Origin of the sequence: Collinsella sp. AM15-2 (assembly GCF_003471985.1) — a bacterium.
GTDB lineage: Bacteria > Actinomycetota > Coriobacteriia > Coriobacteriales > Coriobacteriaceae > Collinsella.
In genome coordinates this window covers 225225-245125 of sequence record NZ_QRKO01000001.1, presented here as the reverse complement: position 1 = coordinate 245125, position 19901 = coordinate 225225, and the positions used below count along the sequence as shown (strand labels likewise).

Annotated in this window: 12 protein-coding genes; 10 read left to right on the top strand and 2 right to left on the bottom strand. The window is 58.7% G+C overall.

Annotation, left to right across the window (positions count from 1 at the left end; genetic code table 11):
- Positions 1-148: 148 nt before the first annotated feature.
- Positions 149-2005 (top strand): ABC transporter ATP-binding protein, encoded by a 1857-nt coding sequence (locus DW171_RS01080; RefSeq protein WP_118270193.1) that lies wholly within the window; start codon positions 149-151, stop codon positions 2003-2005.
- Positions 2006-3865 (top strand): ABC transporter ATP-binding protein, encoded by a 1860-nt coding sequence (locus tag DW171_RS01075; RefSeq protein ID WP_118270192.1) that lies wholly within the window; start codon positions 2006-2008, stop codon positions 3863-3865.
- A 28-nt stretch (positions 3866-3893) separates the two neighbouring features.
- Here the strand turns inward: DW171_RS01075 and DW171_RS01070 are convergent, their stop codons facing one another.
- Entirely contained in the window at positions 3894-5159 is a 1266-nt protein-coding gene (locus DW171_RS01070; RefSeq protein ID WP_158570989.1) for an ATP-binding protein, read from the bottom strand.
- Between the two features lie 347 nt (positions 5160-5506).
- Here DW171_RS01070 and bilS point away from each other — a divergent pair, with 347 nt between their 5' ends.
- The 7 genes from bilS to DW171_RS01035 all read left to right on the top strand — a co-directional run bounded on the left by bilS (position 5507) and on the right by DW171_RS01035 (position 15746).
- Complete coding sequence (gene bilS / locus DW171_RS01065; protein WP_118270190.1) at positions 5507-6058, top strand: flavodoxin family protein BilS; 552 nt, start codon at positions 5507-5509, stop codon at positions 6056-6058.
- Between the two features lie 809 nt (positions 6059-6867).
- Positions 6868-7425 (top strand): signal peptidase I, encoded by a 558-nt coding sequence (locus DW171_RS01060; RefSeq protein ID WP_369832453.1) that lies wholly within the window; start codon positions 6868-6870, stop codon positions 7423-7425.
- A 71-nt stretch (positions 7426-7496) separates the two neighbouring features.
- Positions 7497-8261, top strand: a complete 765-nt coding sequence (locus tag DW171_RS01055; protein ID WP_118270188.1) for a SipW-dependent-type signal peptide-containing protein — start codon at positions 7497-7499, stop codon at positions 8259-8261.
- Between the two features lie 87 nt (positions 8262-8348).
- Positions 8349-8996 carry a hypothetical protein gene (locus DW171_RS01050; RefSeq protein WP_117629828.1) on the top strand — a complete coding sequence of 216 codons (648 nt, stop codon included), beginning with the start codon at positions 8349-8351 and terminating at the stop codon, positions 8994-8996.
- A 3-nt stretch (positions 8997-8999) separates the two neighbouring features.
- Positions 9000-14462 (top strand): hypothetical protein, encoded by a 5463-nt coding sequence (locus DW171_RS01045; RefSeq protein ID WP_118270187.1) that lies wholly within the window; start codon positions 9000-9002, stop codon positions 14460-14462.
- A 1-nt stretch (position 14463) separates the two neighbouring features.
- Positions 14464-15045 (top strand): hypothetical protein, encoded by a 582-nt coding sequence (locus DW171_RS01040; protein ID WP_117640426.1) that lies wholly within the window; start codon positions 14464-14466, stop codon positions 15043-15045.
- A gap of 2 nt (positions 15046-15047) precedes the next feature.
- The gene (locus tag DW171_RS01035) at positions 15048-15746 is read left to right on the top strand and encodes a hypothetical protein (protein WP_118270186.1); all 699 of its coding nucleotides are present in this window, start codon (positions 15048-15050) and stop codon (positions 15744-15746) included.
- Between the two features lie 703 nt (positions 15747-16449).
- On the opposite strand, the gene DW171_RS01030 is transcribed toward DW171_RS01035, so the two are convergent.
- Positions 16450-18750, bottom strand: coding sequence for an LTA synthase family protein (locus DW171_RS01030; RefSeq protein ID WP_118270185.1), 2301 nt, complete (start codon positions 18748-18750; stop codon positions 16450-16452).
- Positions 18751-18963: 213 nt separating this feature from the next.
- Here DW171_RS01030 and DW171_RS01025 point away from each other — a divergent pair, with 213 nt between their 5' ends.
- Entirely contained in the window at positions 18964-19812 is an 849-nt protein-coding gene (locus DW171_RS01025) for a nitroreductase family protein (RefSeq protein WP_118270184.1), read from the top strand.
- Positions 19813-19901: the final 89 nt, after the last annotated feature.

Below are 19901 nucleotides of genomic sequence, written 5' to 3'. Positions count from 1 at the left end.
CGGTTTGCCCGCCACTGGCTGGGTGTGCGCGTATGCTCCTCTGAAAACTGAATCCCGTTAGAAATGACGAGTTGTTTACGCTTCTTTTGGGGTGGCGGTACTATCATGGTTCGAATTGAATGTGGATGATGATAGGGAGCGCCTATACATGATTGAGTTGCTCAGGCGTTTTGGTGGTAAGTTTCGCCGATATATGGTGATCGGCCCTGCGTGCAAGTTGATCGAAGTGATCTTTGACCTGCTGACGCCGCTGGTGATTGCCCAGATGATCGATAAGGGCATTGGCTCGCACGACGTGGACGCCGTCGTCCACTACGGCATGGTGCTTGCCGCCATGGCCGTGATCGGCATCTCGTTTACGCTCGTCTGCCAAAAGATGGCGGCGCTCACCTCGCAGGGCATGGGCACCGACATTCGCGGTGCGCTCTATCAGCACATCAACAAACTGAGCTATGCCGAACTCGACCGCTTTGGCACGCCGTCGCTTATCACCCGCATCACCAACGACGTCAACCAGGTGCAGCTTGCCGTGGCGCTGGGCGTGCGCATGCTCATCCGCTGGCCCTTCTTGGCCGTGGGTTCCATGGTTGCGGCCCTTGCCATCGACCTTAAGCTCGGCATCATCTTTTTGATCTGCACGCCCGCCATCGGCCTGGTGTTTTGGTTTGTCATGGCGCGCTGTATCCCGTACTACAAGCAGCTGCAGGCAAAGCTTGACCGCATCGCGCTTATCTGCCGCGAGGGCCTTTCGGGCGCCCGCGTGGTTCGCGCCTTCGTGCGCGAGGACCATGAGCGCGAGCGCTTTGCCCAAGCCGCCGATGACCAGGCCAATACTGCCATCGCGGTGGGCAAGCTCTCGTCGATTCTCAACCCCGTCACGTTTCTTGTGATGAACCTGGGCGTGTGCGCCATCCTGTGGATCGGCGGCATCCAGGTCAACGTGGGCGAGCTCACGCAGGGTCAGGTCATGGCGTTCGTCAACTACATGACGCAGACCCTCACCTCCATCGTGTATGTCGCCAACCTGGTCGTGGTCTTTACCAAGTCGAGCGCCAGCGCGTCTCGTATCAACGAGGTGCTCAATTGCGTGCCGAGCATTACCGATGAGGGCAACCAGCCGGTCGCACTGCCCGAGCCGGGCGAACTGGCGGGTGGCGCTGTTCCGGTCCCTGCGTTGAGCTTTGACCATGCGAGCTTTTCGTTTGGCGTGGGCGCGGCAAATGCCGTGAGCGATGTGACGCTGGAGCTGCCGCTGGGCAAAACGCTCGGCATTATCGGCGGCACGGGCAGCGGCAAGTCCACGCTCGTCTCGCTTATCCCGCGCCTGTACGATGCGGGCACCGGCAGCGTGAGCGTGATGGGTACCGACGTGCGCACTTGGCCGCTCGACCAGCTGCGCCACGTGGTCGCGACCGTTCCGCAGCGAGCGTCGCTGGTGAGCGGCACCATCCGCAGCAACCTGACCTGGCGTGACGAGTCGGCGACCGACGAGGAGCTCTGGGCAGCGCTCGATATGGCGCAGGCGAGCGAGTTCGTGCGCAACAAGTCGCAGGGGCTCGATGCCCCGGTCGAGGCGGGCGGCAAGAACTTTAGCGGTGGCCAGCGCCAGCGCCTGACCATCGCGCGTGCCCTGGTGGGCTCGCCACAGGTCCTGATCATGGACGATTCTGCCTCGGCGCTCGACTTTAAGACCGACGCGGCGCTTCGCCATGCCGTCCGCGAGCGTAGCGTGCGCGGTGCCGCCGAGGGCGGGCTGCCGCTCACGACGGTCATCGTGAGCCAGCGCGTCTCGACCGTGCGCGATGCCGACATGATCTGCGTGCTCGACCACGGATCGGTTGCGGGCCTGGGCACGCATGACGAGCTGTATGCAAGCTGCCAGCTCTATCGCGAGATTTGCCAGTCGCAGCTGCGCCGCGAGGAGCTCGAGGGCCAGCAGGGGAGTGCGGCGCCCGCGTCTGCCCCAACCGTCCCCGCATCCGTCTGCGCAAAGGAGGGCTGCTAAATGAATCCGTATACTTCTTCCGGTTCGGTCGCCACGATGACGGCCAACGTGTCCGGCAACGATAGCCTCAACGACTTGGGTGACGGCCCGCGTCAGCCCGGCGACCCCGAGCGCTACCCCGTGGACGCGGTAACTCGCCGCCTGCTGGGCTACGTCCGCCCGCATCGCATTTCGTTTACGGCGTCGTTTGTGAGTGCCGCCATCTCGGTGATCTTGCAACTCTATACGCCCATCCTTATCGGCGAGGGCATCGACCTCATCGTTGCCGCCGGGCGGGTGGACTTTGACGCGCTGCTGCCGCTCGTCACCAAGCTCGCGATTGTCGTGGTAGGTGCCGCGGCCTTCCAGTGGCTGCAGGGCTACTGCGTCAACCGTCTGTCCTACGAGACGGTGCGCGACATGCGCGTGGAGGCGAGCGACAAGCTCAGCCGCATGCCGCTCAGCTTTATCGACGGCCATGCCCACGGCGACCTCATGAGCCGCGTGGTCAACGACGTCGATCAGGTGGGTGACGGCCTGCTGCAGGGCTTTACGCAGCTCTTTACCGGCGTCATCACCATCGTGGGCACGCTCGCGTTTATGCTCTCCATCAACCTGATCATGACGCTCGTGGTGGTGCTCGTCACGCCGCTTTCCATCTTTGCGGCCGGTGCCATCGCCAAGCTTTCCAACAAGAGCTTCACTGCTCAACAGCGTATTCAGGGTCAACTGGGCGGTCATATCGAGGAGTATGTGGGCGAGCAAAAGCTGGTTGATGCGTTTGCCTACGGCGCGAACGCCCAAGCGCGCTTCGACGCGCTCAACGCCGAGCTCTATACGGCGGGCGAGCGCGCGCAGTTTATGGGTTCGCTTTCTAACCCCGGCACGCGCTTTATCAATAACATCATCTACGCCGTGGTCGCCGTGATTGGCTGCGCGGGCGTGATCACGGGCGTGCCTGCGGCGCTCACGGTGGGCGGCGTGCAGATCTTCCTGTCCTACGCTAACCAGTACACTAAGCCGTTCAACGAGGTCACGAACGTCATCACGCAAATCCAGACCGCGTACGCCTCGGCGCGCCGCATGTTTGCACTGCTCGACGCCCGTGAGCAAGAGCCCGATGCGTCGGACGCCGTAGAGCTTGCCGCGCCGCAGGGCGAGGTCGCCTTTGAGCACGTGGACTTTAGCTACGCGCCCGACCGCAAGCTGCTGCAGGATATCTGCATCGATGCCAAGCCCGGCATGCGCTTTGCCCTGGTCGGCCCCACGGGCTGTGGCAAGACGACGCTCATCAACCTGTTGCCGCGCTTTTACGACATCGACGCCGGTCGCATTGCGGTCGATGGCCGTTCCTCGCGTGACTACACGCGCGCAAGCCTGCGCCGTGCCTTTGGCATGGTGCTGCAGGACACTTGGCTGTTTGAGGGCACCGTGGCGGAAAACATCGCTTACGGTTGCCCGGATGCCACACGCGAACAGGTTATCGAGGCTGCCAAGCGCGCGCATGCGCACAAGTTTATCGTGCAGCTGCCAGGCGGCTACGATACGGTCATCGGCGAGGACGGCGGTACGTTTAGCCAGGGCCAAAAGCAGCTGCTGTGCATCGCACGTGTCATGCTCACCGACCCGGCGATTTTGCTGCTGGACGAGGCGACCTCGAGTATCGACACGCGCACCGAGCTGCAGGTGCAGGCGGCATTCGACGAGCTCATGGCCGGTCGCACAAGCTTTGTGGTGGCGCACCGCCTGTCGACGATCCGCAACGCCGACTGCATCCTGGTCATGCGCGACGGCCAGATTATCGAGCGGGGTACACACGACGAGCTGCTGGCGGCAGACGGCTTCTACGCCGAGCTCTACCGCAGCCAGTTCGCCCAGTAAGCAAGCCCGTGGGGCATGTAACGCAGCGCTAGGGCGCGAGTGTGTCAACGGGGGCAACGATAATGCCCTCGGGCGTTGTATGGGCTGGCATGCCGAACCCGATGACGATGAGCTTGGCCGCGGGTGGTCTCTCGCCACGCTCGACAAGTTTGCGCTCGAGTCGAAGCAGGTTTGCAGATGCCTCGGGGATCTGCGGACTTCCGAGTTTAATTTCCACGGCAATCCAAGTTCCATCGCGCCTGTGTATAACGGCATCGACCTCGAGATCGTCGGCGTCATGGTAGTGGGACACCGATGAGTCATTTGCGGCTGCATAGACCTTAAGGTCGTGCAGGACGAGGGATTCGAAGAGCAGCCCCAGCGTCTTCGGGTCGGATGCCAATGACTCCGGATTTGCTCCGAGCAGTGCGACGGCAAGCGAAGGGTCGGCGAGGTGCCTTTTTGCACTTTGCCGCAGCTTTACCGGAGACCTGAGCGCCGGATGCCAAGCCGGGATATCATCGATGATGTGTATTCTGCGCAAGGCATCCGTATAGCGCCGCAGCGTACTTCTCGATACCTCACCGCCGAGGTCTTTCTCAAGAGACTTTTCGCCGGCAAGAGTGGATTCGTTGCGCGCAAGCGAAGACAGAAGAGCCCTGACTTTCTCTGGGTCACGCTTCACGCCGTCAACCCTCGAAACATCCGATTCGCAGACACCGTCGATGTAGGCAGCGGATATACGCATTGCATCGGCAGTCGTCTTGCCAACCGCCTGAGGCCAACCACCACGGCATAGCAAATCGGCGATATCGGCGATGCCGTTGATGGATCCAAGTGCCGCTTTGATGGGGCATCCGTTAAGCAGCGTTTCGAGCGAGACCGCCCCTGAGGAAACCCCGAGTTCGGCCAGAGTCATTGTTTCCATGCGCAAACGTGATATGCGCCCGATGCCGCTGTGCATCGGTTGGTCGGCGTCGTTTGGTGTTGCTGACCCCGTAAGCAAAAACTGCCCTGGCTCACCGGTCCGACGATCGCATTCGAAACGTATTGCGTCCCACAGTTTTGGCTCTTCCTGCCACTCATCGATGAGTCTCGGCGTTGCGCCGACTATTGCTTGAGCTGGGTCGATCCTGGCAAGCTGCAGTGCGGCAAAGTCTCCGGCAGGGTCGGAGAGAGACAACGATGATTCAGCGAATCGCTGGGCCGTAGTCGTCTTTCCGCACCACTTCGGTCCCTGAATGAGCACGGCACCAAAAATGCCAAGATCGCGTTCGATTGAGCGATCGATACATCTACTCATATACCTAGTCATCGTACTTCCCGCCATTCAAAGAAACATTTTGTTTTATAGCATCTTACCAGCGCGTAAAACATTTTGATGAAAAACCATGACACAATTTGATGGTATTCCGTGAAACAAATTGACGATATTATGTGAAACAATTTGACGGCGTTTTGTGAAACAGTTTTTCGGCCATTCGTGAAACGTTCTGTGGCGGTTTCAATCCGAAGTACATACTGTTCGAAATCTGTCCAAAGATGTCGTCTGCGTCGCCAATCGACAGACGGTGGTTTACATCTGTCACGTTAGTACTAAGATATTCATCTAATAAATTGCATTAGTGGCTTTAGTTTTGGGGGAAACGAGGCAACGTGACTATGACGTGCTCTTTGGTGGTTAACAGCAAGAGCGGTAATACCAGGATGGTTTCGGGCGCGATCAAGCGCGCTCTGCAGGCTGCGGGTGTTGAGTTTGTCCATGCCGCGGCGTTGAGCGACGATGCGGATGCAGATCAGGTTGCGCTCGAGGCGCAGGGCGCCTGCACGGCCGACACAGTGCTCGTCGGTTTTTGGTGCGACAAGGGCGCGTGCACGCCTTCGGTCGCGGCGTTTCTCTCCGCCTTGCACGGCAAGCGCGTCTTTCTGTTTGGCACCTGCGGCTTTGGGGCCGACCAGAGCTATTACCAGCAGATTATCGACCGCGTAACTTCCAATTTGGCTGGGGATGCCGAGCTTGCGGGCTGGGCGATGTGCCAGGGCAAGATGGGCCCCGCGGTCAAGCAGCGCTACGAGGCCATGCTCGAGCAAGATCCCGAAAACGCCCGATTTAAGATGCTGCTCGACAACTGGGTTGCCGCGAAGGACCATCCCACCAAGGAAGACCTGGACAACATGGCTGCAGCCGCCAAGAAGGCCGTGCTGGGAGAGTAGCTTCGCCGTTCGCGGTCCTTCGTGCAAAACAATACAAATGTGAAAGCCTCGAAGTTCTCGAGGCTTTTTTCGTGACACGAGGGCGCCCCTTTATTGATGGAAGGCCTAATAAGCTGATTGCTCTATGCCCGGATGTGTGCGGAGTGGGATGGGATTTCCGGATGGATGGAGTTGCGGAAGCTGCGTCCCGGAATTTGCCTTTGGAATGGGATGCGGTTTCCCGGTGAAGGGCTCTGTGGAAACTACATCCCAGCATTCGGTCGAGAAATGGGATGTAGTTTCCGGTTGAGGGTCTTGGCGGAAAGTGCGACCCGGAATTTGTGATCGAAGCGGGATACGGCTTCCCAACGGGGCGACAAGCGGAAGCCGCATCCCACTCCGGACGGGAATTCTGGGACACGGTTTTCAGAGGGTTATGGGCTGCGAACTACATGAGGTTGTCATAAAACTCTAGTAAAAGGGGTCGGAAATAAATGGCGCTTCCAGCAGTTTGTTTTAATGTGGGGGGGGGTACCATTATTTTAGTTTCGCAAAAAAATGATCCCTCTATGGGGAAGTTGCGTAGGGGGTTAGTCACAGATATTGGATAAAACAGACTAATTTGGTGATAAATGACCACTTACGCCAAAATAGGTAGCATTTAGCGACAAAACATTGAAAAATGTGTAGCACATCGCTATGTTTTTATTACGAAAAGATTCCAAATTGGCTTATTTCGGACTCACTTTTCAAGCGCCTTGCGGTTCCTGTTGAAACTTGCTGACCTTTGGATGGGTCGAATAGGTCCTCAAGGGGGATGAATTATCACTTTGGCTGCGCGTAGACTCAAACGATTTATTGCACTTTTGAGTAGCTTGGCGTTCGCGCTTGTCATAGCCCTTGCCGTTGTTTCTTTTGTGCCTCGCGCATTTGGATACATGCCCTTTGCTGTGCTTTCGGGCTCTATGGAACCCGATCTTCCCGTTGGCTCCATGGTGTTTGTCCGCCAGGTTGAGCCAACGGATATTACCGTGGGCGACAATGCAACCTTTTACCGATCGGACGGCGCCGTGGTGACGCACCAGGTGTACGAGATCGACCCTGCCGCGCAGACGATCGGCACGCAGGGAATCGCAAACAAAAATGCAGATGGAACCATCATGCACGATGCCGAGCAGACGCCTTTTTCACGCGTGATCGGCACTGTCTCTTTTTGTGTCCCTTACCTGGGCTTCGTTAACGCATATTGCACGACGATGCCCGGTTTGCTTGTTGTGGTGGCCGTTCTGGCGCTGCTGGTCGCGGCGTCGATAGTGCTCGATCGGGTGGTTCCCGACGAGCCTGCGGGCAAGCATGCCCGCGCGCATGCGAGGGGGCGGCGTTCATAGCGGCAGGGGAGAGGTGTCGGCAACGGCAAGGGCCGTTGCCGGGGAAGTCGATTTTCGAAAGGAAGAGAACGATGGAAAACAAGAAGAAAAAGCGCTACGGCATCATTGCCGCCCTGCTGCTGTTGGTGATGGCCGCCGGTGTGGGTACCTATGCATGGCTGACGGCGCAGGAGCACATTGACAACGTGTTCACGGTGGGTAGCTTTGGCCACCCGGAAAACAAGCCTGATCCGACCGATCCCGAGAAACCGGACCCCGATAATCCGAACACTGAAAAGGCCTACCTGTTCGAGACCCAGTGGGTTGCCAACTCCAAGATGGTTCCTGGCGCCACTGTGGCCAAGAACCCCAATGTCGGCATCAAGGCTGGCTCTGATGATGCATACGTATTCATTTACGTAAAGAATGCCATCGTCAAGCCTGGCACCAGCCTTGAAAAGACCCCGTACTTTACGCTCAAAAATACGAATTGGAAGCCCGTTGAGGGTCAAGTCAAGACCAACCAATCTGACAACTCTGGCAACCAGTACGTGAGCGGTCTGTTTATGTACTCCAAGAACTCTGCCGCAGAGAACCTGCCTGCAAAGCTCGAAGCCAACAAAGCAGAGCAGGACGTTTATACCGATGAGCTTTTCACTGCCGTGACGATTCCCTCTGCCATGAACAACACCGATGTTGTCGAGACTACTACTGACCCGAAACAGGCTCCCACGATGACGGTCTTTGCCTACATCTTTGGCGCGGGCCAGAATGGCACCGAGCAGGGTGAAAATGCTGACGCGCAGAATGCCCTTAAGCAGGCCAAGGAATGGGCTAAGACTCAGGCTCAGGCTTAATCCCCCCACTGAGATCCCGGCCCGCCCCCACCCCTATATTCGGGCTGGGATCTCGGTCCCCCTTTTTATCGACGATTGGCGAACGTAATGCTCAACAATCTTTCCGACAATCAGAAACGCACCTTGGCGCTTGCCGCGATTGCGCTGTTGGCCCTGGCGTGCATGTGTGGCACGCTGGCTTTTACCGTTGATATGGTTCCGGCGAACAACGTCCTATCGTTTGGCAGCGTGAAGGTACGAGTCTGCGAATACACCCTCAACGAGCGGGGCGAGGAGATTCCGTTTGAGGCCAACGAGCGCGGGGACTATCCCGACACCAAGGCCGGGGGCTCTGACATCAGCCGCATTGTACGCGTGGAGAACGCCGGCGCGCAGCCTGAGTACGTTCGCGCTCGTCTACGCATGACGTCAGTGGCACCCGACGGTTCGAGTGCGGATGCCTCGGGCAGCGTTGCGTTTCATGTGAACGCGGACGAGGGGTCCCCGTGGATCGACGGCGGCGATGGGTGGTACTACTACCGTGGATTGGCCGGGCGTGGCGGCATGCTCGACCCCGGCGCCATGACGGAAAGCCTTATGGACTCGCTGCGATTTGTGGGCGACTACCACGATGCCGCGCGCGGCGGCTCATTCAAGCTCGATATCGATGTTCAGGCCGTGCAGGCCAAAAACCAGCAGACAAGCGATACCGCCCTCGACGTACTTGACGTTGTGGGTTGGCCGGAGGCGAACTAGCCTATGAAGATCAAGAATATGAACCGGGGTATGCTTAGCAGGCTGGTTGCCGTCGCAGCGATTGCCCTTTGCTGCGTTATGGCGCTGCCAACGGTGGTGCATGCCGAGGATGTGCCCGAGGCCAAAATCGAATTCCACATCAAAAACGAGGCTGACTTTTTGTCGTGTGTGGCGCTGTCGCGCGAGCGCGATACGTCCGGCTGGCACGTTTATCTCGATAACGACATTGAGCTCGACAGCGACGACATGAAAACCATCGTTGCAGACACCGTTAAGCATCTGTCGTTTGGCAACAAGGAGCATCCGTTTAAGGGCGTGTTCGATGGTCAAAACCACGCCGTTGAGGGCCTGAACTACGATAAAGACGCTTTTGACCCCGAGCGCGATACGGGATTTTTTGCCGAGACCAACGGCGCCACCATCAAAAACTTCCTGGTCAAGGACGCCAACGTGTGGGCGGACTTCCGCGGTGGCATTATCGTGGGCAAGGCCGTCAAAACGCGTTTCGAAAACGTTATGGTCATGGAGAGCACGCTGCACGTGACCTGCGCCAACAATGCTCTCAACCTCATTACCAACGCAGGCTTTGAGGGCGGTCTCATCGCCGGCGAGCTCGACGGCTGTACCCTCTATAACTGCGAGGTACGTGGTGGCCGCGCCGTTAACAACGCGACCTCGGGCGTGCAGGCGCTCGGCGGTGAGGGTCTGTATATGGCGGCGTTTGCCGGCTACGTTACAAATTCGACGATTGAGTACTGCCGCGTTACGCCTACGCGCAAAGACGATGGCTCGATTGGCATGACCGACGTCACCAATAAGTACGACGTGGCCATTGGCGCCCTGGGCGGCAACAACGTGTACGCCTCGGGTTTTGTGGGCTGCATGGCGGGCGAGGCCAAGATTATCGACTGCTTCTCGACGGCGCAGTGCTACAGCTATGCCGCGTCATATGTGGGCGTCGTCGCCGTGACGCGTGCGTGGACGGGTGGCTTGGCGGGTCGTATTCTAACCGAAAAGGGCAACGAGCTCGTTCGAAGCCATTTTGCGGGTGACTTGAGCTCGCGTCAGTACAATCCCATCGCCGTGATCCCCATCATTCAAAACGATGTGAACCTGGGCGGTATTGCCGCGCGTGCCAACAAGGATGATGCCACGGTCACCGAGTGCTACTTTAAGCCGAGCGTGAGCCTAAAAGGCAGCAGCCAGGGTACCGCGGCTAAGAAAAAGATCCCCTCTTTTGGCGGCGACGGTACCACCAAGGGCGACAGCTATGGTCCATGGGACGACGAGCGCTACACCACGCGTGAGCTGTGGGAGGAGCACGACTACGATTATTGTGCCGGCACCATGCGCTCGACCGACAACGACGATGCCCTGGGTGGCCAGCACACCAATGAGTGGGCGATGGATTACAAGCTGAAGATTCCCGTGCATGGCCAGAGCGTTAAGGCGACGATCGATTTTCCCGGTGCGGGTACCGCGACCATCGAGGCAACCAAACTTGGTATTGATCAGGCGACCTCGGACCCGTATGCCTTTGCCGTGAGCGCCGTGCTGGCGGGAACGGCTCAGGGCTTGGCCCAGGGCGATACATCGGTGACGTTTAGGCAGGATACCTCCGCAAAGCCCAAGGGCTTGACCGATGCCAACGGCGGTTATCGCTTCATGGGCTGGTTCCGTGAGCCCGATGTGCGTGTGAATCGAATTGGACAAGACAACAGCTGGTTTGACGGCAAGACCGATGCCGATGCTGTGGCTGCCGGCAAGCAGGTCCAGAAGAGCGAGGCACACGAGCATACGTCGACCTATACCGCCGATAATGCCAAGGGAGTCGACGGGTTTAAGGGCAATGACCTGTTTATCGCTTCGTACGAGGCGCAGGTGCTGTTCTATAACGTCCAGGGCGAAACGCTCGATTGCCAGAGCGGCACTGCACACGACAAATCGGGCGATTGGTATCGCTACGGCGCGAAGCTCAACCCCGCCGCTCCTACCGATCGTGGCACGCTGTCTTCCAGCGCCACCTTTATCGGTTGGACAACGAAGCCGAGCGAAGAGGCTCAGATGAACGGTGGCTATGCAGCCATTACCTCGACCCAGCTCGCCGAGCTAAAAAATGCCGGCGCGTTCTATCCTGCCGGTACCGAGATCACTGTGCTTGGTCCTACCGATTTTTATCCGGTGTACACCGACTATGTGTCGAACATCATGACGGTGTTTGAGGGCAATGAGCAGGATGCAACCGACGATCAGACTCGGCGCGACGGTGTGGGCAAAACTGACGTTAAGGTTGAGACTGCAGAAGATGGCACAAGCGCGTATACCGTACAGGTGCTCGACGTATCCGGTAAAGCTATATCCGAGGAGGGCCAGCTGCCCGACGGCTATCGTTTCCTGGGTTGGTATGAAAACAAGGGAACCGAGGATGCCCCGCTCGAGGTGCGCGTAAGCCGCGATCCCAGCTATACGCTCCCCGCCGATGTCGATTTAACCGCGCCGCATACCTACATCGCCCGCTTTGAGTACCGCGTGGATTATTACGTTCGGGCTTATACCAACCATGAGTTTACGGACAGCAAGCTACTTTGTTCCGTTTGGAATCGCTATCAAACGCCCTTTGAGGAAAACGTCGGTAGTACCTTCGTGCGTGAAAACGTCGTCCACTGGGGCCCGGAGCATGTTGACCACGGTATAAAGGATAGTTATGAAACGTGTGGCACGCGCTTCACGAAGGAAACCCTTGTCGTGAGTCCCCTTAACGCGTACTCGCACAACGTTAAAAACGATACGGGAGCCGATACTCTAAAAAACCTCTATGCCGATACCGATTTTCCAGGCGCTGCAACGCTAAGCGATACTTGGACTTCGGCTTCGCTGAACGTAACGGTCAAACCGGTGAATGATCGCTATCGCCTGAATTTCTGGACGCTTGAGCGCGATGGTGAATATTGGACATATGTGAAAAATCCCATCGAGAGCATGGTGCGTACAGATAAGAAGTACTACGTTCGCGCGATGATTACCACGGACGTTAATTTCTACAACAAGGGCGATAATGTCGTGAGGACTGCCACGCGGCGCTATGAGAGTAACTTGCTGCAGACCAAGGTGAACGGGGCGGATCCGACGTTCACGTATTACTACCCGCATGTGAACACCTCGGTTGAGGCAAAAGGAAAGCCGCAGGACGGGCTAACTGGTTCTTATGAAAGCCCCTTGACCCTTGAGTCTTCTCCGACCGATGCGGAGATGGCGGTGCCGGGTTATAAGTTCCTGGGCTGGATTTCGACCGCCGAGGTCCAGATGGGTTCTCCCGTCTGGAATTATATCTACGATGTCAAGGGTGATTCCTTCACTACTTCTGACCCGGATAAGGCCGAACCGTATCTGGTGAAACCAGATTTTAAGGTCACCCAGTGGCAGGATGCCTATCCGGTGTACGCGAAGTACGATGTTAGGTACACCACCAACCTGTATCGCGCCGGTTTCAAGGGCACGGACAAGGTCGATGTGCCTAGGTACGACATCGATCCCGTTATCAACGCGGGCACCGACCCTGCTACGGCAACGGTGACCCCTGACGTCACGACTCCGGTTTATAAAGCAGGCGGTGAGCTGTATAAGTTGCAGAAGGTTGAGATCGAGCTTCCGAACGGCGAGATCAAGACGCTTCCCTACGATGTGGAGCATGGTACTTGCTCTTATCCGGTGGAACCTGGCGGAGCCTATACATTCGTGGCGTACTATTCGCCGTTGGCGGTTGTGTACCACCTCAATGCCACGGATGTGGACGGCAAAGTTGCTCAGCAAGACGATATGCTCGGCAACCTTAATGGCGGCATCCCGAAGCCTACTTATGACGTCAGCACTATCGATGCGGATACAGGCAAGTTCAACGTCTTCGTGGGCTGGACGGAAGCCGAGCCGGCGCCTGGCAAGGGCTATGTCGCTTGGTCAGAGGGCATCCGTATGGTGAGTGCTTCTACCGTGGTCAAGGCCCCCATGGAGCTGTACCCGGTCTACCGTCCCAACCTGGTTACCGTTCAATCGAACATTGACTCTAAACTTGCGAATCCCGATCTTGTCCGTAGCCTCGGCCGCACTGATTCCGGCGACCAGATTTCTCTTGAGGTCAAGGCCGCCGAGGAGGTTGAGGGCACTGACGGCACCAAGTACGACTTTGTCGGCTGGTCGCGCGATTATGTCAATGACGGGCAGTACACCCTGATGACTGACGATGAGAAGTATCCCCTCGAGGGCAGCGAGCCCTTTGAGAGCGTGACCTACACTGCGGTGTACAAGAAGACGCCGCTTAAAGTGCGCTATCACGACACCGAAGACAACGTCATCTACACCGCTACGGTAGACCCGAACGATACGAGTGTTCTGCGTGGCCAGGATGGCAATGCCGGCTTTGTTCAGACAGTTAAGGTGCCCAAGATGGACGAGAACGGCAACCCGGTCTATGACGACAAGGGTGAACCCGTCATGGAGCCAAAGGAAGTGGCCTACGATCCCGAAGCCTACTCCGCAATCGTCGCATTCCTGGGCGAGCGAGCGGATAGCAGCTTGAAGGAGTTGTTCTTGGAGTGGCAGTGGGTTAATGGCGACAAAGCTGTGGCGTGGAGCGACTTCAAGGGTAAACCGGTTACAGCCAACATGGATTTGTATCCGGTGACGTATAAGGTCGTCGCTAACGACACATCGGACGATGCGAGCCCTAAGAATGTGACCGGGCAGCTCAAGTGGTTGCTTGATCCCAATGCCGCGAACACGATAGATGACAAGAGCGATAAGGCGCCGTTCAAGGCTTGCTTTGCAAAGCCCTTCATGGGCACGCAACTGACGGTGCACGTTGACCGCGTGGGCTATGGTCTTCCTGGCCAGACTCCTGCGCCTGTCAACGGGAAGTATGTCTCGCTTTACAGTTCGGGTTCAGGCGAGGGCTCGTTTGAGCTGACGAATCGTTTGGACTACAAGCTCACGGGCGACGGCACTCAGAGCGATGGCAATGCGGTGTTCGATTTCGCCGCTACGCATACGCTCAAGATCGTCAAGCAAACCCAGGATAGCTGGGCGAAGGGCAAGACGTTCCGCTTCAAGGTTTCCCGGGCCGGCATGGACGGCAACGCCTTGGAGGAGCGCACGGTTGAGGTAACGGTGTCATCGGATGCGCAGCTGAAGGACGGTTCCGCCTGGTACTCCGGCGCTATCGAGCTTGCGGTCCCGGCGGGTATCTACACCGTCGAGGAGGACTCAGCGTGGGCATGGCGCTACAGCAACCAAATCGGCGTCCCTGGCAAGCAGCCGGGCGATAAGGCGCAGGCGACTATCTCCGCTGCATCGAGCGCGAACGATGCCACGTTCACCTGCACGAACACGCGTGTGAACGACAAATGGATCGACGGCAGCAATCGTGCCCATAACGTTTGGAGCAACGGCAACGTAGCAAAGAAGGAGGATTAGCATGTCCAAGCGCAAGCGCATCATCGCCTTGCTGGTGGGGGTTATCCTCCTGGCCGGTACGGCAGGCACGTTGGCCTGGCTTTCGGTTACGGGCGTGCTGGTCAACCAGTTCGGCATCGGGTCGGTGACGCCATCGGTTCAGGAAACGCTCAACGGCAAAGTGAAAAGCGATGTCAAGGCGAAGAACACGGGTACCGCGCCCGCCTATATTCGTGCTGCAGTGGATATCTACTGGCAGGACCAGGATGGCGCACGCCTGTGGGATGAGCCGAAGGAGGAGCCGAAGGGTGAGGCGGATTACGAGATTGCGTGGAGCGTGGCTGATGCCTCGGGCGCGAACTCGGCTTATAACTGGGTTAAGGCGAGCGACGGGTTCTATTACTGGACGTCGCCCGTCGCTCCCGGCGCGGAAACCGGCGTGCTCATTAATAGGGTTACCGAGCTCAAGGCAACCGAAGGTCGCAATCTTGTCGTGGATATCTCCACTCAGGCGGTCCAGGCGACGCCCGATGAGGCCGTGCACGACGCATGGGGTTGCTCGGTCGAGAATGACGTGCTGGTGCCGCCGCATGGAGGTGCGTAAGTATGGCGTTCCCGATTCGTAAAGGTGTTGCGCGCTCCTTGCGTTGCATGGTCGCGGCCATTCTCTGCGTGGTCGCGCTCGCTGTTCCCGCCCGTGCGTTTGCCGATACTCCCGCGATTGCCTATGACGGAAATGCGCGCCAGCTGACGGTAACGGGGGCGACGGGCTCCTCGGGGGAGCCCGATCTGTTTCCCGCCTTTAAAGATCTAATGCCCGGCGATGCGCGCGAGCAGCAGATCGAGGTTCGTGCCACGGGCGTAAAGTCCCAGGTACGCGTGTTTGTGCGGGCCGTTGTCAATCACGAGACGGCGCACCTGCTGTCGCCCATTACCTTAACGGCGTCGGCTGGCGATGCGTCTGACGGTTGGCTCCAGACGGGAACGCCGGGCAGCGTGTTCGCCTATCCAACGCAGGTCGCCACGTTCACGAGCGATGGCAGCACGGTGCTCAATCTGCAGCTGAGTGTCCCGACGTCGGTGGGCAACGAGCTTGCCGACGCAAACAAGGCAATTCGCTGGGAAATCACCGCCGAAGACGATGGCGAGAAGATCCCCGTACAACCTGCTGGCAGCAAGAAGCCCGGCTTGCTTGGTCTGGCGGCAACGGGCGACAACACGCTCGCTTTGCTTTTGGTGTTGCTGGCGCTTGCCATCATCGCTTTTATAGCCGCGCTTCTTTTGTCCCGGAGGAACAAGCGCTAGGTCCATCTTCTAAACGCAACGCCCTCCTGGGCGGCGGGCACGAAGTTCCCTGCTCTACAGTCCTGCGCAAGACGAAGGCCACATTAAGTGGCCTTCTTTGCGTGCGGAACTCGCGATGAACTTCGTGCCCGCCGCCCGGGAGGGTGTCTCTTTATTGATAGAAGGCCTAATAAGCTGATGATTTCATGCCTGGATGTATACGGAGTGGGACGGGCTTTCCGGATGGGCGGGGTTTCGGAAAGTGTGTCCCAGAATCGGCGCTCAGAGTGGTCCCCACTTTCCGGTTGATGTCTTGTCCGGAAACTACGTCCCGGAATTAAGGCTTGGAATGGGATGCACTTTCCGCTTGAGAGCCTTAGCGGAAAGTGCGACCCGGAATTTACTCTTGAAGTGGGATGCGCTTTCCCGACAGGCCCTCAAGTGGAAACTGCGTCCCATTCCGAAGGCAGATTCCGGGATACACATTCCGAATACAAAGAAGGCCACTTAATGTGGCCTTCAACTTATATATGTTGCGGATGCTTTCATGACAAGCCGCGCTTCAACACCGAGGCGTCTGCCCGGCGGCGCGGAATGTAAGGTTCATCGCGAGTTCCGCACGAGCCGGAGAGCACTTAATGTGCTCTCCGTGCGAGCAGGACTGTCCGAGCAGGGAACCTTACGTTTCGCGCCGCCGGGCAGACGAACCAGTTAAGACGTGTCGCTACTTGATCTTGGTCGTGCCCGGCGCCAGGTTGGGGTCGGTCTCGTTGGCCTCGGTCTGGAAGTGCTCCGTATAGACGTTCTTGCCGTCGCGGAACATCTCGTAGTACTGCATCTTGGCGTAATCCTCGCGCGCCTTGGTGGCGGCTGCGGCAGCGGCGTCGTCACCGGTGACGTTGGAGGAGAGCGCCCAGCGCAGGCTGGCGTCCTCGTAGCCCACCGAGTTGATGGCGGGCAGCGACTCGCGCAGCGTCATGTGCGCTTTCTGGTAGTCGGTCAGCGGGGCGCCAATCAACTGCATAAGCTGCGTGGACAGGTAGTTGGTGGACAGGTCGTCGACCTCGCTTGTCTGGTCGCAGCCGGCAACGTCGTAGTTGGCCCAGATGATGTAGTCGGTCTGCCACAGACGCTCCTGGTGCGTGGCGTCGTCCTCGTTGGTAAACCACTTGTCATTGAACTTGGACGGGAAGAACGGCTGGTGGTCGCCCCAGAACACCACGACCACCTTGCGGTCGAGCTTGCTTAAGGCGTTAAGGAAGTAACGCAGCGCCTGGTCGGACTGCTCAATGCACGAGACATACTCGTCGACATCGGACAGCGTGCCGTCCTCGACGGTCTTGGCGTCCAGGTCGGTCGTGTCGATGTTCAGGTGCATCTGCTTGTCGACCGGCAGCAGGCCCGTGTCGTAGCCCGAGTGGTTCTGCATGGTCACGTCGAAGATAAACTGCGGATCGGCGTTCTGATCGAGCAGCTCAAGAATCTTGTCGTAGGTTGCCTGGTCGGTCACCATGCCGCGCAGGGTATCGGCACCCTGGAAGTCGTTGATGGACAGGAACTGGTCAAAGCCAAAGTCCTTGTAGACGTTCTCGCGGTTCCAGTTGGTCGCGTGGTTGGGGTGCATGGCCGTGGTGGAATATCCGAGCGACTTGAACTGCTCTGCCAGGTTCCCAGTCGTCTCCATGTTGTAGATGGTGTAGGGGTACACGCCTGAGCCCAGGTTGGCCATGGAGTTGCCGGTCATAAACTCAAACTCGGTATTGGCGGTACCGCCGCCGTAGGCGCTCACATAGAGCTTGCCGCGGCTGAGGCAGTTGGACAGGCTCTTAAAGTACTGCGGACCCTCGTAGCCGGCGCGCATGTTCTGGTAGATCGACAGATCCGAGAACGTCTCGTTCATGATGGCGATGACCGTGGGCTTCTCGCTGTCGAACTGCTCCTGGGCGGCGGCGCGCTCGTCGCTCTTGGCCGCGTCGGACTTGTCGTAGGCCTTGGCGTACTTTTTGAGCGTGGCCTTGGCATCGTCGACGGAGTAGTCGGCGGGTTTGGGCGGCTTGATGGACTGCGCCGCACTAATAAAGGCAGGCAGGTAGCCCTCGCGCCAGTAGCTCTCGAGCGGACGCCAGGTGTAGACGGTGATGCCGAGGGTGTTGTAGTAGTCGATGAGCGTGACATGCGCGGTCACGCCGCCCAGGCACAGCACTGCCACGAGCAGGTTGGTGAGCAGCATGCGCTTGGCGTTGGCGGCGCCCTTCTGACGGTGCGGTGCCACCAGGCCGGCGTACTCGCACAGCAGCATGGCGATGGCGGTAAAGCCCATGGACAGCACGCAGAACAGCGAGATCGAGAAGGTGTAGCCGTTGCCGGCGACCGCGGCGGCGGTGGAGATGGCCGAAAGGTCGCCCGGCTGGATGGGCATGGATTTAAACGTGATGACGAAGAACTCGGCAATGCCCAGGATAAAGAGGGCAAAGGCCAGGACGGCGGGGGCTGCGCCGTGGCGCTGGAACAGGAAGAACAAGCCAGCCATGAGCGTGGTGATGATGGCCCACTCGAGCAGGATACACAGGGGGTAGACCCAGGTAAAGTCGTGGTTGGACGAGACCTCCATGCCCAGCAGCGCAAAGACGCCGGCGAGCAGCAGGCACAGGACGGCGGCGACGAGCGGTTTGCCCACAAAGGCGCCGCGCAGGCGAGCGAGCTTGCCGGTGGGGGCGGGGGCGTCGGGCTCGGCGAACGCAAAGACGCGCGGGGCGATGCGGTCGCGGGCGATGCTGGCCCAAGCGCATCCGGTGAGGATGGCATTGGTCAGGATGAGCATCACAAAGGCGAGCGGCTCGTTTTGGGCGACGAGGCCCACGGCGCCCCAAATAGTCAAAAAGAGCTGGAACAGGCCAAAGGCGACGCTCCAGGCGAAGGCGCCCTTGGCGACGACGCCCGACTGAGCGCGAATGGCCTTGGCCTCGCGCAAGACAAGGTAGACGGTCGCCGCAAGACCGACGAGCGAGATGGCGGCAGCGAACATGCTGAGACTCCTCACAAACTAAAACGTACGAAAGCGGGGGTTTACCCGATTGTTACCAAGATATGCGCTGCATTTGGTGACTGCGCACAACAACCAGCCATATTAACGCGCACGTGTGGCGGTGTGGCGCAATGTAGTGGCGACCTGCGCGATAATGGACGGGAATTACACGGAAACGTAAAGGCTTCTTAAAGAATTAGCGAGGATGAGGCGATGGACGAGCAGGTTTGCACCAAGGCTGTGGATACGTGTGGCTATCCGGTCGAGACGACGGGCAATGCGGTGCTGGACACGTTGGAGCACCGTTCCTCCACGCGCGCTTTTGCGCGCGATGACAACGACCGTCCCGTAGCGGTGACTGACGAGCAGCGGGCGGCGATCTTGCATGCGGCGAGTCGCGCGCCGTCGGCGGGCGCCATGATGATGTATTCCATCGTGAGCATTCGCGAGCAGGCTACGCTGGACCGTCTGGCCGACCTGTGCGACCACCAGCCCATGATCGCCAAGGCGCCCTGGGCACTTATATTTGTGGTCGACTATGCCAAGTGGATCGATCTGTTTGAGCACGTGGGCTGCTTTGAACCCGAGTTTGTCGAGCGCATGGGCAAGGCGCCCCGCCGCGCGCCGGGTTTGGGCGACTTTGCCATCGCGGCGCAGGATGCCGTAATCGCCGCGCAAAACGCCGTGGTTGCCGCCGAGGCCTTGGGGCTGGGGAGCTGCTATATCGGCGATATCGTCGAGAACGCCGAGGAAGTTGCCGCACTGCTGGACTTGCCTGCCTATACCATGCCGCTGTCGATGCTCATCATCGGCACGCCCCGTAAGGAGCGCCCGGCAATCGCGCATCCCGTGGTGAACCTGGTGCACGAGGAGCGTTATTGTCGCGCCGACGCCGCGACGATGGATGCGCAAGTGGCCGAGATGGATGCGATGTTTCGCCCGCACGCCCGCGAGGTGGGCGAGCGCGTCATCGACATCTACACCCGTAAGCACACGAGCCCCTTTATGGCCGAGATGAGCCGCTCTATGGAGTGGTGGTTCAAAAACTGGCTCGGAAAATGACGAATGTGACAAAGGGGGCGTCCCCTTGTCACATTCCATATCGCCGCGGTGGCCTAAAGGCCGCATAAATGTTTATCTAGCTGGGAAAA

Bases quoted from the DNA above. Each gene is read 5' to 3' on its own strand.
- DW171_RS01050 (WP_117629828.1), top strand. From the start codon at position 8,349: ATGCTCAACAATCTTTCCGACAATCAGAAACGCACCTTGGCGCTTGCC.
- DW171_RS01055 (WP_118270188.1), top strand. From the start codon at position 7,497: ATGGAAAACAAGAAGAAAAAGCGCTACGGCATCATTGCCGCCCTGCTG.
- DW171_RS01025 (WP_118270184.1), top strand. From the start codon at position 18,964: ATGGACGAGCAGGTTTGCACCAAGGCTGTGGATACGTGTGGCTATCCG.
- DW171_RS01070 (WP_158570989.1), bottom strand. From the start codon at position 5,159: ATGACTAGGTATATGAGTAGATGTATCGATCGCTCAATCGAACGCGAT.
- DW171_RS01030 (WP_118270185.1), bottom strand. From the start codon at position 18,750: ATGTTCGCTGCCGCCATCTCGCTCGTCGGTCTTGCGGCGACCGTCTAC.
- DW171_RS01040 (WP_117640426.1), top strand. From the start codon at position 14,464: ATGTCCAAGCGCAAGCGCATCATCGCCTTGCTGGTGGGGGTTATCCTC.
- DW171_RS01045 (WP_118270187.1), top strand. From the start codon at position 9,000: ATGAAGATCAAGAATATGAACCGGGGTATGCTTAGCAGGCTGGTTGCC.
- DW171_RS01080 (WP_118270193.1), top strand. From the start codon at position 149: ATGATTGAGTTGCTCAGGCGTTTTGGTGGTAAGTTTCGCCGATATATG.
- DW171_RS01035 (WP_118270186.1), top strand. From the start codon at position 15,048: ATGGCGTTCCCGATTCGTAAAGGTGTTGCGCGCTCCTTGCGTTGCATG.
- bilS (WP_118270190.1), top strand. From the start codon at position 5,507: ATGACGTGCTCTTTGGTGGTTAACAGCAAGAGCGGTAATACCAGGATG.
- DW171_RS01075 (WP_118270192.1), top strand. From the start codon at position 2,006: ATGAATCCGTATACTTCTTCCGGTTCGGTCGCCACGATGACGGCCAAC.